The following is a 15,098-nucleotide window of genomic DNA, read 5'->3' on the forward strand; positions in this document are numbered from 1 at the left end:
AATATGAAAAGAATAAGAATACATCTATGCGCCTTGTCCGCCCTTCTGGCGTTTGGCGCGTGCGACAAAGATACCAAGAGCGTTGAAGATATTCCGGTGGCGGAAGAAAAGACGCAGACATTCCGTCTGCGGGTGGAGAGCATAGGCGAGGATTCGAAATTAGACACGCGCGTCAGTCGCCCGTTGTTCAGCATTTCGCCCCGTCAGACGATAGACCGTGTGACGTTCATTATCCTCCGCAACGATGCTTCGGCGGAGATTTTGATGAAGCGGACCATCACCGGATGGAGCGATACGGACAATATCATCAGCCAGCCCTATACGGAGCGGGATACGCGCGGACGAGAAGCGAACATCCTGCTTGAAGGAGACGAGTTGTTGCCCGATGGAGACTATGTAGTATATGCCGTGGGAGCACATACCGGTTCATTTGGTGGCTATGAGGCGTTCAGCGATTATGAAGTAGGCGATGCCTTCTTGCGTGCAGAGATGGCAACGGTTGCCAACGATGGCATTGCCGACGAAATCTTTGCCGGAGCCGAATACCTGCACGTGGTAGACGGGAAAATATGGACACGCCCGAATGCGAATGCCAATTACGAATCGGCTACTTTTACGCTCCGCCGGCAGGTGGCGGGTATGTATGGCTACTTTACCCGCATTCCGGCAAAAATAGGAGACGAGCAAGTCGCGAAGTTGCGCCTTGTTGTTTCGAAACGCAACCGGCAAGTCTTGTTTGGAGGTTTTCGCTCAATGGAAGATCCGGAAAATTTCAATATTGAAAAGGTGGTAAATGGTGTGACGCCACGTACGGACTATGATAGCTATTTAGCCGGTTCAGCCGAGAAGAATGGATTTGCCACGTTCGAGATTTCCTTGAAAGACTGGTTTCCCGGTGCGGGCGATTTGCCTTGGGATGCTAATGGCGATGGCTTCTTAGACGAGAACGATGAGAATTGGCAGGTAGACACGGAGGTGAACGAGCAAGGTTCTGTCAAACTGCCTAAAGGTTCGGTCTACCGCGGTGGTTTCTGGGTTCCTATTTATATAACAGAAGAAGAAGTCGCCCAAGGGATGCCTACATTCCAGTTGCAACTCTTGGGGAAAGATGAACAGATATTGAAATATTGGAACGTTCTGAAGCGGCAACGGCAACGTGAAGAGGAAGAGACGCGTTCTATCGTTTACCTGAATGAGAGAGGACAAGCTGTTGTGCGGACTGAACCTGATCCGTCTTCCCCATTGACATATAACATTGCCAGGAACAACCTCTATACGTTAGGGACGAAAGATATGGACCAATCTTACGGGGAAGATAAGCCTATCGATCTTTCCGTAGCTACGGATTTGGTCATGGATGTGAATCCGGAATGGACCGCCATATTGTCTATTATCTTTGAGTAAATAGGTGAAATCCGTTTATGAAGTTTAAAAATAAGCATAAAACGCGCCGAATATTTGGACAATCCGGAAGGGTTGCTTAAATTCGCACACGTTTAAACAAAATAAAAAGGTATTTTAACCATGAAAAGAATTGTATTATTAGTTGCATTTTGTTTAGGTATCGGACAAGCCTTTGCCCAAGATGTAGATGCGCTTCGCGATGCAGGTGATGCTGCGCTGCAGGCAAAAAATTATCCGGAAGCACTAGCCAAGTATAGTGAATATTTGAAATTGAACGAATACAAGGACACGGTGCGTATTTATAATTGTGCCATTAGCGCTACCCAGGCCAAAAATTACGAAGAAGCGGCCAAGTATTTCGACATGGCTGTGAACTACGGCTACAACTTGGACGATTCGTATGTAGGCGAGGCGCAAGCGTATAGCAAACTGAAGAAAACGGACGAATTCCTGGCTACGACAGAGGCCGGACTGAAGGCGCTCCCCGGAGACAAGGACTTGGAAAAGCTGCTCTACAACTATTGCATCAAAGAGGGGCAAGCCGCTAAGAAGAAAGGTGACGTTGCGACCGCTACCAAGATGTTCAAAAGCGTACTCCTGGCTTCCAACAAGACATACCAAGAGGGTGCCTTGTATAGCCTCGGCGCGATGATTTACAACCAAGGGGCGACAGGGTTGCAGAAGGCTGACATCACCGACGCGGAACGTACCCAGTGCTACGACCAGTTGAAAGAGGCAAAAGGTTATCTGGACCAAGCCGTGGCCATCAATGGAAAACTGAAGGCAAACGCGCAGAAACTGGTAGACGCCATCACGGCATCGCTACCCAAATAAGCAGTGCCCGGTTTCCCTTATGCAGGCAAGCATAAAAAAATCCCCTCCCAGCATGAAATGCCAGAAGGGGATTTTTCATACTTCCCTATTAATGAATCTCAATCACCCGATTGATTTTGGCCTTCTCTTCAGGTGTGCGTTTCGGTAAATCGATAGTCAAGACGCCATCGCTGACGTTGGCACTGATTTTATCCTTTTCCACATCGTCTGGCAAAACCAACGACTGCTGGAATTTGCTGTAGGAAAACTCGCGACGGAGGTATTTCTTATTCTCTTTATCTTCTTCTTTGGATTCATTCTTTTTCTCCATGGTGATGACCAATTCATTGTCTTCACTCAAGTGGATATTGAAATCGTCCTTCGTCATACCCGGAGCCGCTACTTCGACTTTGTAATCTTTATCGCTTTCGATGACGTTGATAGCCGGTGCTGTTGCGTTCGTTCTCAGCATCCAATCGTTGTCAAAGAAATCATTGAAGAAACTCGGTAACCAATTCTGATTGTTGTATTTTCTCGGTGTCATAATTTAAATCTCCTATCTTTAATTGTTTATAATCATTGTTCTTTTGAACCCTTCCGCCTTTCGGCTTCCGAATTCGCCCAAGATTCTGCAAAAGGTATGCCTGCCATGGAGGAGAGGAGAGCTTTTAAACTTACGACATCTTCTTTAAACAAACGCGCTGGAGATTTAAACCCGTGCAAACCTTATTTACTGTTTGCTTTCCTATCGAGCTGACAAGAAGACACTCCAAGTGGACAATCCGGCATATCTCCTGCCTTTTCTGCCTGTTTTGTAAGGAAAATTGCCTACATTTGTATCCATTTCAAGCAAACTGCAGATGAAACCCTTTTTATATCAAATAGCCGAGTTGTTTTATACGACTTATGGAGCGGAAGTTAGCCAGCTGACTTTCGTCTTCCCCAACCGACGTGCCGGATTGTTCTTCCAGAAATACTTGGCGAGCCTGTCCGAACGTCCGTTATTCTCTCCGAAGATTGCTACTATTCATGACCTTTTCATGCAGCTATCGGGTAAGCAGGCAGCAGATCGTATTCGTATGCTGTTTAAACTCTATGAACTGTATAAGAAGCGGAGTGGCTCAACCGAATCGTTCGACGAATTCCTCTATTGGGGCGAAATGCTCTTGAACGATTTCGACGATGTAGATAAATATATGGTAGACGCGCGGATGCTTTTCCGCAACCTTGCCGACTTGAAAGAGCTGGACGAAGGACTGGATTTCCTATCGGAAGAGCAAGTGGCCGCTATCCGCATGTTCTGGTCGTCATTTTATCCGCGACATGATACGCCGAATCAACAGCATTTCCTCGAACTGTGGGAAATCTTGTTCGATTTGTATTCCGGACTCCGTACCTCGCTCGCCGACGAAGGCTATGGTTACGAAGGTATGATATTCCGTGAAGTCGTGGAGCAATTGGAACGGGATACTACGGTAGAACTTCCTTTTCGACAGGTGGTTTTTGTGGGTTTAAATGCGTTGTCTGTTTCGGAAGAACGGTTATTGTCTGCGTTGCAACGGCGTGGCGTGGCGGATTTCTATTGGGATTATGATTCACTCTTCGTACGAGATAAGGACAACCGTGCCTCTTTTTTTGTCGAACGGAATATTCGCCTTTTCCCTTCGCGTATGTCACTGTCGAAAGAGGAGGTTGTTAATCCGTCGATTCGCGTTGTGGGCATTCCATCGGGTGTCGGACAGGCTAAACAGGCATACCGCGAATTGGAACACTGGATGTCGCAAGGATTCAACGAAGAGGCGGCATTGCGGACAGCCATTGTTCTTCCCGACGAACAATTACTTATCCCTGTCTTGAACTCCATCCCCGAGTCTATCCGGCATATCAACGTAACGATGGGATATCCGTTGGCAGGAACGCCCGTTGCATCGCTTATGGAACAACTCTTGTCACTACAGCAAAACATACGGTATCGCGAGGGGCAACCTATGTATTACTTCCGAGATGTGCTTCCGCTCTTGAACCATCCCTACGTACGAGCGGCTCGTTCGGAACGTGTTGCGATGTGGATCCAACAGATTACAGCCGAAAATCGTATCTATATATATCCTGAAGAGGCGGTAGACGATGCCTTCCTTTCTGTTCTCTTCGAACCTATCCGGGATGCGAACGCCTTTTCGGATTATTTGATTCGGGTATTGGAGGTTTTGAATCGCCAATTGCGTGCGGCGGAGGAAGAAGACGAAGGAAACGAGGATAAAACCCAAAGCGTGCGTGATATCGAACAGGAGTTTGTCTTCCATTATTTTGCGACGGTGAACCGTCTGAAGGAGGTCATGCGTGAGGCTCATGTTGAAATGCGACTCGATACCTATTTCCGACTCTTAAAGAAGATGGTCGATTTGGTCACTATACCCTTTGAAGGCGAGCCCTTATCGGGTCTACAGGTAATGGGTGTCTTAGAAACACGAGCTCTCGATTTTGACCGCCTTATCGTCCTCTCGATGAATGAAGGTATATTTCCGGCGAAGCGGGCTGCCAATACGTTTATTCCTTATAACCTACGTCGTGGTTTTGGTCTTCCTACCTATGAACACCAGGATAGCATCTGGGCGTACCATTTTTACCGCCTTGTCTATCGGGCCCGCGAAGTTGTGTTGCTTTATGATACCCGGAGTACGGGGTTGCAAACGGGTGAGGTCAGTCGCTTTATCTACCAGCTTCGATATCACTACCGTTTCCCGTTGCGCGAACAATTGGTGGTGTATGATGTATCCTCGTCAGCCGTACCCCCCATTACCGTGGTCAAGGATGATGCCATCCAATGTAGGCTGGCTGCTTTCCACGAGGGGGGCGGACGGGGGCTTTCCGCGAGTGCCATCAATACCTATCTGGATTGTCCACTTCGCTTCTACTTTGAATATGTCTTACAGATGCAGGAAGAGGAGGAGATTAGCGAGACGATTGAAAGTAATACGTTTGGAAGTATCCTACATAAGGTGATGGAGGAGTTATACGCCTCTTTTCGGGGTCGCACGGTGACGGCTGATGTGCTTAAACAGTGTCGGGCGAATCGTCCGCTCCTCACGGGGACCATTGCACGTGCGTTTGCTGAGGTCTTTTTCCATACGGAGACGGTGCGAACCCTCGAAGGACAGAACTTCTTGGTAGGCGAGATGATTCGCAAGTATGTGGAGCGGATATTGGAACGAGACGTCTCGTGGGCTCCCTTCCGGTATCTGGATTCGGAACGGCCGATCCAGGCCCTGTTTCCATTAGGTGATGGGACACGCGTCCAGCTGAAAGGATTCATTGACCGCATAGATGCCCCTGCGTCCATTCTCCGCATTATAGACTACAAGACGGGGAGCGGTACGTTGGTTTTCGAGTCTATCGCTTCTCTGTTTGATAGCACGCTCGCCGAACGTCCGAAGGCAGTCTTGCAGGTCTTCCTTTATGCATGGATGTATCGCCGCCAATCGGATTACCCGGGGTTGCCTATCCAACCGTCTATCTATTATACCAAGGCACTGTTTCAAGATGATTTCGAACCAGCTGTATTGCACCACGTATCCCGTGGTCAGACAGAGCGGGTAGAAGATTTTGCAGCTTATGAGCCTGAGTTTGAAGAGGCGCTCCGTTCCTGCTTGGATGAATTGTTTAATCCTTCCGTTCCCTTTACACAAACCGCTACAGGAAAAGCCTGTGGTTATTGTCCATTCGCTTGTATTTGCGGGAAATAAAACCCTTGTTTTAAGATACATAAGATTTGAAAAGGATGCTTTTAGAAGGCATCCTTTTTTATTTTTTAAAATCATATAGCTTAAATAACTGATGGTTTCTTTTGCCATTTGAAATCAAGGTGCAAAAAGAACTATCAATTATTTTTGCACTTTGAAATTAATTGGCAAAATAAACTCTTGGTTATTTTTGCTATTTAAAATCAAACGGCAAAATATACCATAGGTTGTTTTTGCATTTTGAAATCAAGCAGCAAAATATACTATAGGTTATTTTGACTGCTTGAAATTAAAAAGCAAAAGAATTTATTGTATAATTAGAATGAAATAACTATATTTGCCCAAAAGAATAGGTATGGAACATATTAAATTTAAACAGGTATCTATCGAAGATATCTATACATCAATTATAAAAGCTACACGCGTGATAGATGACCGTGGATGGACAGGAATGCAACCTGTAGCAAGTAAGCGTATAGATACGGGTAATGAATTTATGGATGCCATAGGGAAACTGTTGGCGGAAAATTGTCATATACGTACTTATGAATTGGCTCAATCAATAGGCGTAAGCAAGGCTGTCTTAAATGGTATGTTGATGCTATTTACTGGGATGATGACCGAAGAGTTGCTGCTGGCCTATCGCCTGATGCGGGTTAAAGAATGGTTAGCTTATACGGGCGTATCGATAGACGAGGCTGCCGCACGTTCCGGATTTACCTCCCAATCTATCTTAGGCCGTGTATTCCAACGAAAACTAAAGACGACACCCGCAAAATACCGGAATACGCATCGCCCGGAGAATTTCCGCGAACTGTATCAATGGGAAGAATAGGAGGAAGGATTTAGAAATTAAATCCCAACGAGAAGCTAAGCAGATTGGTACGACGTTCGTAGAGGAGTATATGCGTGGTAGAAGAGGCGGCATCATCGAGTGCGAAAGTCGAACGTATGTTATGCAAACCAAACTCATAAGAGAAATCGAGGAACAACCGGCCGATGGTGACCCCTACGGCCGCGACGAAGTTCAATCCATAAGGGATATTGTTCCCCTCAAAATGGAAACCGGAAGCCACACCCTCAAATTGATAGTCGCTCCGGTATTGATAGATACCCTTCGGCCCGAACTTGACGTTAAGTCCGTAAGGCGACTCGCGCACGAGGTGATAGCCAATCAGCACCGGTACTTCCAGTGAGTTAATCTCTTCCTCCAGACTGCCGCCCGGCAAAATAGCCTCGCTGCCTGTCGTCTCCGGGAGGCTAAAATGCACTTCGGTGTGGGTGCGGTACCAACTGGCGCTTGGCTGGATGAAAAAGCGGTTGAAGTTGATGGAAACCGTAATAGCCGCCAGATACCCCACCCGATAATGAACGCGCCGATGCGGGATGTCAACCCCGTCGAGCGTGAAAGTATGGATGATAGGAAAGGCAGAGTTGAAGCCTACACGTGCGCTGATATCGAAAGGCTGCTCATGCGCTTGCATAATGCCTTGCGCCGAAGCCGACATCCCGGTAAGCCACAAGCAACCGATGACAATCCATCCCTTCATCCGCCGTCATTTCTTTTTGCGGACCGACCAGCCGAACTTGCCAATCGCGTCGCCTAATGTAAAATAATTTCCGTGTGAGTAAGCAATGAGGTGTGCTTGCTTCAAATCGAACGCGCCCGTATCGGCATCCAGGAATTTATCGTCTGCCAAGACATTCACTACATCGGCTATAAACATGTCGTGGCTACCGAGCGAAAGAATTTCCCGTACGCGACACTCAATAGAAAGGGGCGATTCCTCGATAATCGGTGCGTGAACCACGGATGCCCGACCCGGCGTGAGATGCATCTCGTCGAACTTCCGATGGTCTCGCCCCGACGTGACACCGCACCAGTCCGTAGCATACGCCATCTCTTCAGTCGTAAGATTGATAACGAACTCCATTTCCCGCTTCAAAATGGGATAGGAGAACCGTTCCGGACGTACCGAGATATAGCACATCGGCGGGTTGGTACAGATTGTACCCACCCACGCGACGGTAATGATATTGAAATCTTCTGGAGAGCTTCCGCAACTCACCATCACAGCGGGTAGCGGATAAATCATCGTACCAGGTTTCCAGCTATGTTTCATACGAGAGGAAATTGTCCGTTTATTTGATAATAATGTCGTCCTTATTGATTTTCCGCTCGCAATAGTGGCATTTGATGGTACCAGCCTCCTTATCGATGACTTCGAAGCGAGTAGCCATCGGTTCGTTGTTTGTAATGCACTTCGGATTATTGCATTTTACGAGACCAATGAGTTCGTCCGGAAGCGATACGCGTTTCTTTTCCACTACTTCATAATTACGGATAATGTTGAGTATGACGTTCGGAGCCACGAGGGCGATGCGACTGATTTCATCGTCATCAAAGAACTTATCGGAAATCTTAATCATACCTTTTCGTCCGCACTTGCGACTCGGTAGGTTGTTGGCAATCGTGATAGTAGCTTCCATCTTGTCTAACTCGAGGAGCGTAGCCACCTTGAAGAGTTCTGTCGGCGGAATATGGTCGATGACGGTACCGTTCTCGATAGCGGCCACCTGCAATTCTTTGTTATTCTTTAGAGCTGACATGTGTTTATATTCGTATTACAATTACAAATTAATATTCAAGACATCACAAATAATAGCTTCACGGGCAAAGAGACCGTTGTGTGCTTGCTGGATATAGTAGGCTTTCGGGTTATCGTCTACGTCGTAAGCAATTTCGTTCACGCGGGGCAATGGATGCAAAATCCGCAAGTTTTCTTTGCTATTGGCCAGCATTGAGTTTTTCAGGATATACACATTCTTTACCCGTTCGTACTCTTCGAGGTCGGTGAAGCGCTCTCGTTGTACGCGCGTCATATAAAGTATATCGCTCTGGTTGATGATATCTTCCGTAAACGCCGTATGCTCGTAATAGCGGATGCCGTGTTCATCGCAGAAGTTCTTTTGCTCGTCAGGCATGCGCAGCTCATTAGGTGCTACGAAATGGAACGTCGGGTTGAAGTGCGACATCCCGACAATCAGCGAATGCACCGTGCGTCCATACTTCAAATCGCCCACCATCGTGATGGTCAAATCCTCCAGTTTCCCTTGTGTCTTGCGGATGGAATAGAGGTCGAGCATCGTTTGCGAAGGATGCTGGTTAGCTCCATCGCCCGCATTGATGATAGGAATATTGGTTACTTCCGATGCATACCGCGCAGCTCCTTCGAGGTAATGGCGCATGATAATCAAATCCGCGTAGTTGCTCACCATAAGAATGGTGTCTTTCAGCGTTTCTCCCTTCGAAGAACTGGTCGTGGAGGCATCTTGGAAACCGATGACACGTCCTCCTAAGCGGTTGACTGCCGTTTCAAAACTCAATCGTGTGCGCGTAGAAGGTTCGAAGAACAACGTAGCCGCTACTTTCCCTTCAAGCAAACGCCTGTTGGGATTCGCTTCAAACTTTTCCGCGTTATCTAAAATACGAAGAATGTCTTCCTTTGTACATTCTTGGATGGATACAAAACTTTTACTTCTCATATAGGTGTATATTCTGTCATTATACTACGCGAAGATAAATAAACATTTTCAAAATGTCAAACGCTTGTGGACGATATTTTCGTCCTTCGAAGCTAAATGATTGGTTTATGCCTATATTCGTTTGCATTTATCGTTATATTCATTTTCGATTATGCCTATGGCCGTCGCATAATACGGCGGAAATCCTGCACGATTTGCGTACCCATGTTAATACGTGTACTATCAACCTTTCGGATTTCGACCGGTGTTACGGCATCTTTGTATTTGGCTTTGCCAATACGTATCTTCATATCGTCGAGCGTCCCACTGATGTTTACCCCAGCTTTGAACGGTAAAGGCGATTTCAGAATGGAGATATGGTAATCGAAATTCATGTTCAAATCCTGCGTTCCGCCTACAGCTGCCCGGTATCGGTCGATTTCTACCAAGAAAGGATATACCGTCACGTTGCCATTATCCACGGTTATGTTGGCCGATATATGGTCGAATACGTTTCGTTCCTTATTCTTAAACATCAATTTTTTCGAGATTTCGGCAAAGGTTTCGCCATCCATTAACACCAAACTATCGCCTTGCAGGTTGATAGCCGAACGAAGCGTCGGAATTTGAATATTCAAAAGAGAGTCAATATCCGACTCAGCCGCCACATCGAAGTTCACATATCCTTTAAAAGAACGTAACATGGGCACCATTGAATCCAATGCAGGGATGAAATCTACCAGTTTTCCGATATTGACATCCTTCAATCGCAAGTCAAACCCTACGTAACCTTTTTCTTTTTTAGCGGCTTGATATACCAAGGTCGATTTCATCGTGGCTCCATCCAATCCTATCATGCTTAATTCCTTCAGGTGCATCGCTTGATTGCGAATATCTACAGCTCCATGTACATTCTCAAACAACATCCGGCCATAACGTACCCGTTTTAAGTTCGTTTGGAGTTCAAAATTCCACGTAGGCGGAATAACAAACAAACTCAACGTAGTGGCGGCCGTATCGATAGCTTCTACTTCGGCAGAATCTCCCGGTGTCGAGAAAGCACGAAGGAGTTGGTTGCAATTAAGGTTGTTTGATGATATTTCCAAATTCGCCTTCAATACCGTATTTTTCTTCAATGCCCGGTATAAATCGTGTACCGCACCGCTGGCCGTCAAATCTGAACGGCCGATACGCATAGTAGCATTCCGGAGCGTAATCTGACGATTTCCCACCGTTAAGGCGGTTTTCTCCATCACTACCGGTAATGCTAATTGAGGCGTACGGAGCTTTAACCTATTAAATCCAATGATACCTTTTGGAAGCCAAAACGAATCGCGTACTTGTTCGGCTTCGACGGCAAATCCTGCCTTATTCATCCCGGCATTCAAATCGCTTATCCGGCAGAAGAAGGTATCGGCTTGAAGGGAAAGATTCACCTTCGGACGAAGCGGATTACGAGGGGCAGGCTGGAGATGCACGTTAATGGTTGTCTTCTTGCAAAAGACTTTCATCGTATCGGTCATGGAGGCTTTGAGGCGGTCCATCGTCATGCGGCATTCTAAATCAACGATACGTGTGGTATCTTGAGGATTAGTCGTCTTTACTTGCGCCGAAAACTTATCGAGGGCGGCATCTATTTCTCCGTAATGCAGCTTTAATTGGCGAATTTCCCCTTTCGCGCCTAACGATTCATTGCCGAAGAACCCCAGCGAAGCATCACCCGTAAACTCGAAGTCGCGTACTGAGTCGCGCAAAGCCAACCCTTCCATATTTAACTTCCCGCCTATTTTCATTCGTCCCAAGTCTTTGTTTCGAATGGATGAAAGTTTACATTTCAGACGGATATCTGCATCCATCTTACCTTCTATCTTGACGCCTTCCTGAAGTGGGAAGGTCTGTGCAAGAGCTGTCATATCAATAGTAGACTTGGTATTAAGGGTAATGCGTGGATCTCCTAACAAATCCTCCACCAAAGCATCGGCTAAGATATCTGTATGAGCTCCTTGGAAGCGAAATATTTTCAAGTCTGCAAACGAAGGTTGGCGGCGCATCAAATCCAATTCTCCGTAAAAGTCGGCCGTAATGTTATCAATTCCATACGGAAGTCGGTCGTATTTGGCCGAGGCCTCGTTGATTTGTACCTTGAGCGTAGCCAAGGGCATTTGTTTTTTTCCATATAATCCTTTGAGCGTCCCTTCGAGTTTCACTTCTCCTTGGGCGGAAACCTCTTCTTTTTTTAGGATGGATTCCGGAATCATGGCGAGTACTGTCTCGAGCGAAGGGGCATGTAACCCGTATTTCAAGTTCACGTTCAACGCTTTCTGAAGCGTATCGCGCTGAACTGTCCCGTTGATATCTAGGTCTATGCCATTGACCGTAAAACGTGTGTCTTTTAAAGCTAACAGATGCAACCGGCGAATCATGGCAATCTTCGTATTGATGCGCGTCGAAATACGATGTAATAACAACTGCCCGTTTTGCCAAAAGATAACATTCTTATTATCAAACTCCAGCCCCAAAAGCGAGCGTCCTTTTTGGAGGGAAGCACGAAGCTGGAGATTAGCGTCGTCGAGGCGGGCATAAAGATGCGTATTCCGGTCGTCGAACGTTAAGTTAGTGTGGCGAAAGGCAATACGACGAATGTCAATACCACCCGGAAGCGTGAAGGATGTCGTATCGGTGTGTGCCTTTTCCGTTGTGTCGCTCGGTGCTATATCCCAGTTCGAAATACCTTCCGGACTGGTATAAGCATACACCGAGACACTGTCCAAGAGGAGGTAATGCAGGCTTATCTTTTGCTTTTCGAGGTAATCGATGGGATTAACCACGAGGACACATTTCTTGAACGAGAGGAGCGAATCGGTTTTTTGCCATAATGTATCGCGAATCGCCTTTGATACCAAAGTACCATCCGTTAGCTTCAGGCCGAAACGTGGGAAAGTAGAGAAGAATGTCAGTTCAACGCTCTGCATGTCTAGCTTCGCATCCAATGTTTTGTTTGCCGTATTGACTACAACCGGCGTTAACCGTTCGGGCGTAAATATGAAATGAATGGCAAAAGCAATGACCGCTATTATAATAAGGAATAAAGAAAGAAGGGAAATAGCGGTTATCTTAATCGTTTTTTTTATAGTCTTGTTCATTTTTGTTTTGTTTTTCATTTTTCCACTCCAAAGGTAGCGATAAATCAAATGCATTGTACTTCGCAAAGGCAGAAAAAGTCAACCTATTTTCCAATAGAGGGTAGAAAAATCCGGTATGTATCGGTCTAAAATTCAAAATAAGGCGAGAAAACTTCCGATAGTGACTATAAATTCTTTACGTATCGTCGATGTTTTTATATCTTTAGCCTAAAGATACACAAATATCGACGATATGTATACAAATATCGACGATATTTGAAGAATTGTTCGGTAGTTTATGAAGTTTTTCCGCCTCGTTTGGAAGTTTAGCCGGGCAGATTCATTCGTTTTCTCCTGAGATTTTTTCAACGCAGACTTTGTCATGTCAAAAGAATACATTACCTTTGCGCCCGAAAATCAAATACAAAAAGCTTATTAAATTATTATTTCAAAATGGCAACAAGAATTAGATTGCAAAGACACGGTCGTAAAGGTTATGCCTTTTATCAGATTGTAGTCGCAGACAGCAGGGCTCCACGTGATGGAAAGTTTATTGAGAGGATAGGTTCTTATAATCCGAACACTAATCCTGCTACAGTAGATTTGAAATTTGACAGAGCGTTGTATTGGATGCAGGTGGGTGCGCAACCTACAGATACAGTTCGTAATATCCTTTCTCGCGAAGGCGTTTGCTTGAAGAAGCATTTGTTGGAAGGTGTGAAGAAAGGTGCATTCGACGAAGCAAAGGCAGAAGAGAAATTCCAAGTATGGAAACAGGCAAAGCAAGCTGCTTTGGAAGCTGTTCGTACAAAGGATGCTGATGCTGTAAAGGCTGTAAAGAGCGCACGGTTGGAAGCTGAGAAGGAAGTCAACAAGGTGAAAGCAGAAGCATTGGCTCAGAAACGTGCTGAAAAAGCTGCTGCTGAAGCTGCGAAACAAGCAGAAGCTGCTGCTGCTGCAAATGCAGAAAACGCAGAAAACACGGCGACTGAAGAAGCTCCAGCTCAAAGTGCAGAATAATTCTCGCGAATTAAAAAGAAATGGAAAGCTGCCCCTTCCACGAAAAGGGGTGGCTTTTTTTATCGAATAAAAGGTATGGCAAAGACGAAGACGGTATATATATGCTCGAATTGCGGGGCGGATTCTCCGAAATGGTTGGGGAAATGTCCGAATTGCGGGGAATGGAATACGTACGTAGAAGAGGTTGTAGCCAAGGAAACACCTGTTGCCCGACGCCTATCTTCGCAGCATTTAGGAGGAAAGGAGACTTCACGCCCGACGCTTCTTCGCGATATTACGGCGGAAAAGGAGGAACGGCTTGATTTGCAAGATGCCGAATTAAACCGCGTCTTAGGGGGTGGTTTGGTGAAGGGTTCGTTGGTACTGATAGGAGGGGAACCCGGCATCGGGAAATCAACCTTGGTATTGCAAACCGTTTTAAAGCTATCCGATCGGAAGATTCTTTACGTTTCGGGCGAAGAAAGCAGCCGCCAACTCAAGATGCGCGCCGAACGCTTGGCGAAGAAAAACGGACTTGGAGTCGAAGACTTTGATTCGCTCTTCATCCTTTGCGAAACCAACTTAGAACAGATATTGATACAGGCTGCCAACGTATGTCCGGATGTGATGATTATTGACTCCATTCAAACCATTGCTACGGAACAGGCCGAATCTTCGCCCGGTAGTATCACCCAAGTTCGTGAATGCAGTGCGGCTCTTTTGAAGTTTGCTAAAGAGAGCGGAACGCCTGTTCTTCTCATCGGACATATCAACAAAGAGGGAAGTATTGCCGGTCCGAAAGTGTTAGAGCACATCGTAGATACCGTTCTCCAATTCGAGGGCGACCCGCACTATATGTACCGTATTCTTCGAAGCATCAAGAATCGTTTTGGAAGTACGGCTGAGCTGGGAATCTATGAAATGCGCCAAGAAGGGCTGCGCGAGGTAAGCAATCCTTCGGAATTATTATTAACGCAAAACCACGAAGGGTTAAGTGGGGTGGCCATCGCAGCAGCTATCGAAGGTATCCGTCCTTTCCTAATCGAGACGCAAGCCTTGGTAAGCTCGGCCGTCTATGGAACACCTCAACGGAGTGCAACTGGTTTTGATATCCGGCGCATGAACATGCTCCTCGCCGTATTGGAGAAACGAGCCGGTTTCAAGCTTGCACAGAAAGATGTTTTTTTGAATATCGCCGGCGGATTAAAGGTGAACGACCCGGCTATTGATTTGGCTGTCTTGAGTGCGGTACTTTCCTCCAGTTTAGATATTACGATTGAACCGGGCGTATGTATGGCGGGAGAAATAGGATTGTCGGGTGAAATTCGTCCGGTCAACCGCATCGAACAGCGTATCTTGGAGGCCGAGAAGTTGGGATTTGCACGTATCTTGATTCCACACAATAATTTGAAGGGGTTCGATGCGTCGCGTTGCCAAATCCAGATTGTACAAGTACGCAAAGTAGAGGAGGCTTTCCGGCAATTGTTTGGCTAAT

The 15,098-nt window shown here is 46.3% G+C and carries 12 protein-coding genes; 6 read left to right on the top strand and 6 right to left on the bottom strand.

All coding sequences use genetic code 11. From position 1 onward, the window contains the following. Positions 1-3 precede the first annotated feature (3 nt). Entirely contained in the window at positions 4-1,404 is a 1,401-nt protein-coding gene (locus B5F77_RS06400; protein ID WP_140392831.1) for a hypothetical protein, read from the top strand. 120 nt (positions 1,405-1,524) lie between these two features. Beyond that, positions 1,525-2,238: a hypothetical protein gene (locus B5F77_RS06405; protein WP_087329125.1), complete on the top strand. Its 714-nt coding sequence runs from the start codon at positions 1,525-1,527 to the stop codon at positions 2,236-2,238. A gap of 88 nt (positions 2,239-2,326) precedes the next feature. On the opposite strand, the gene B5F77_RS06410 is transcribed toward B5F77_RS06405, so the two are convergent. After that, the gene (locus tag B5F77_RS06410; RefSeq protein WP_087329127.1) at positions 2,327-2,761 is read right to left on the bottom strand and encodes an Hsp20/alpha crystallin family protein; all 435 of its coding nucleotides are present in this window, start codon (positions 2,759-2,761) and stop codon (positions 2,327-2,329) included. Positions 2,762-3,077: 316 nt separating this feature from the next. Here B5F77_RS06410 and B5F77_RS06415 point away from each other — a divergent pair, with 316 nt between their 5' ends. Then, the gene (locus B5F77_RS06415; RefSeq protein ID WP_087329129.1) at positions 3,078-5,960 is read left to right on the top strand and encodes a PD-(D/E)XK nuclease family protein; all 2,883 of its coding nucleotides are present in this window, start codon (positions 3,078-3,080) and stop codon (positions 5,958-5,960) included. Between the two features lie 352 nt (positions 5,961-6,312). Further along, positions 6,313-6,792, top strand: a complete 480-nt coding sequence (locus B5F77_RS06420; protein ID WP_087329131.1) for an AraC family transcriptional regulator — start codon at positions 6,313-6,315, stop codon at positions 6,790-6,792. 10 nt (positions 6,793-6,802) lie between these two features. Here B5F77_RS06420 and B5F77_RS06425 read toward each other — a convergent pair whose 3' ends face one another. From B5F77_RS06425 to B5F77_RS06445, 5 genes are all read right to left on the bottom strand, one after another. Further along, positions 6,803-7,507, bottom strand: a complete 705-nt coding sequence (locus tag B5F77_RS06425; RefSeq protein WP_087329133.1) for a porin family protein — start codon at positions 7,505-7,507, stop codon at positions 6,803-6,805. A 6-nt stretch (positions 7,508-7,513) separates the two neighbouring features. Beyond that, complete coding sequence (locus B5F77_RS06430; protein ID WP_087329135.1) at positions 7,514-8,080, bottom strand: flavin reductase family protein; 567 nt, start codon at positions 8,078-8,080, stop codon at positions 7,514-7,516. A gap of 19 nt (positions 8,081-8,099) precedes the next feature. Next, positions 8,100-8,567 (bottom strand): aspartate carbamoyltransferase regulatory subunit, encoded by a 468-nt coding sequence (gene pyrI, locus B5F77_RS06435; RefSeq protein WP_087329137.1) that lies wholly within the window; start codon positions 8,565-8,567, stop codon positions 8,100-8,102. Between the two features lie 21 nt (positions 8,568-8,588). Next, positions 8,589-9,503 (bottom strand): aspartate carbamoyltransferase, encoded by a 915-nt coding sequence (pyrB, locus tag B5F77_RS06440; RefSeq protein WP_087329139.1) that lies wholly within the window; start codon positions 9,501-9,503, stop codon positions 8,589-8,591. Positions 9,504-9,658: 155 nt separating this feature from the next. Beyond that, complete coding sequence (locus B5F77_RS06445; RefSeq protein WP_087329224.1) at positions 9,659-12,625, bottom strand: AsmA-like C-terminal region-containing protein; 2,967 nt, start codon at positions 12,623-12,625, stop codon at positions 9,659-9,661. Between the two features lie 432 nt (positions 12,626-13,057). On the opposite strand from B5F77_RS06445, the gene B5F77_RS06450 reads away from it, so the two are divergent. Beyond that, complete coding sequence (locus tag B5F77_RS06450) at positions 13,058-13,624, top strand: 30S ribosomal protein S16 (RefSeq protein WP_087329141.1); 567 nt, start codon at positions 13,058-13,060, stop codon at positions 13,622-13,624. 75 nt (positions 13,625-13,699) lie between these two features. Then, complete coding sequence (gene radA, locus B5F77_RS06455; protein ID WP_087329143.1) at positions 13,700-15,097, top strand: DNA repair protein RadA; 1,398 nt, start codon at positions 13,700-13,702, stop codon at positions 15,095-15,097. Position 15,098: the final 1 nt, after the last annotated feature.

The organism is Parabacteroides sp. An277 (genome assembly GCF_002159645.1).
GTDB lineage: Bacteria > Bacteroidota > Bacteroidia > Bacteroidales > Tannerellaceae > Parabacteroides.

Coding starts and splice junctions, on each gene's coding strand:
- B5F77_RS06400 (WP_140392831.1), top strand. CDS start 4: ATGAAAAGAATAAGAATACATCTATGCGCCTTGTCCGCCCTTCTGGCG.
- pyrI (WP_087329137.1), bottom strand. CDS start 8,567: ATGTCAGCTCTAAAGAATAACAAAGAATTGCAGGTGGCCGCTATCGAG.
- B5F77_RS06415 (WP_087329129.1), top strand. CDS start 3,078: ATGAAACCCTTTTTATATCAAATAGCCGAGTTGTTTTATACGACTTAT.
- B5F77_RS06410 (WP_087329127.1), bottom strand. CDS start 2,761: ATGACACCGAGAAAATACAACAATCAGAATTGGTTACCGAGTTTCTTC.
- B5F77_RS06430 (WP_087329135.1), bottom strand. CDS start 8,080: ATGAAACATAGCTGGAAACCTGGTACGATGATTTATCCGCTACCCGCT.
- B5F77_RS06445 (WP_087329224.1), bottom strand. CDS start 12,625: ATGAACAAGACTATAAAAAAAACGATTAAGATAACCGCTATTTCCCTT.
- B5F77_RS06420 (WP_087329131.1), top strand. CDS start 6,313: ATGGAACATATTAAATTTAAACAGGTATCTATCGAAGATATCTATACA.
- pyrB (WP_087329139.1), bottom strand. CDS start 9,503: ATGAGAAGTAAAAGTTTTGTATCCATCCAAGAATGTACAAAGGAAGAC.
- B5F77_RS06405 (WP_087329125.1), top strand. CDS start 1,525: ATGAAAAGAATTGTATTATTAGTTGCATTTTGTTTAGGTATCGGACAA.
- B5F77_RS06450 (WP_087329141.1), top strand. CDS start 13,058: ATGGCAACAAGAATTAGATTGCAAAGACACGGTCGTAAAGGTTATGCC.
- radA (WP_087329143.1), top strand. CDS start 13,700: ATGGCAAAGACGAAGACGGTATATATATGCTCGAATTGCGGGGCGGAT.
- B5F77_RS06425 (WP_087329133.1), bottom strand. CDS start 7,507: ATGAAGGGATGGATTGTCATCGGTTGCTTGTGGCTTACCGGGATGTCG.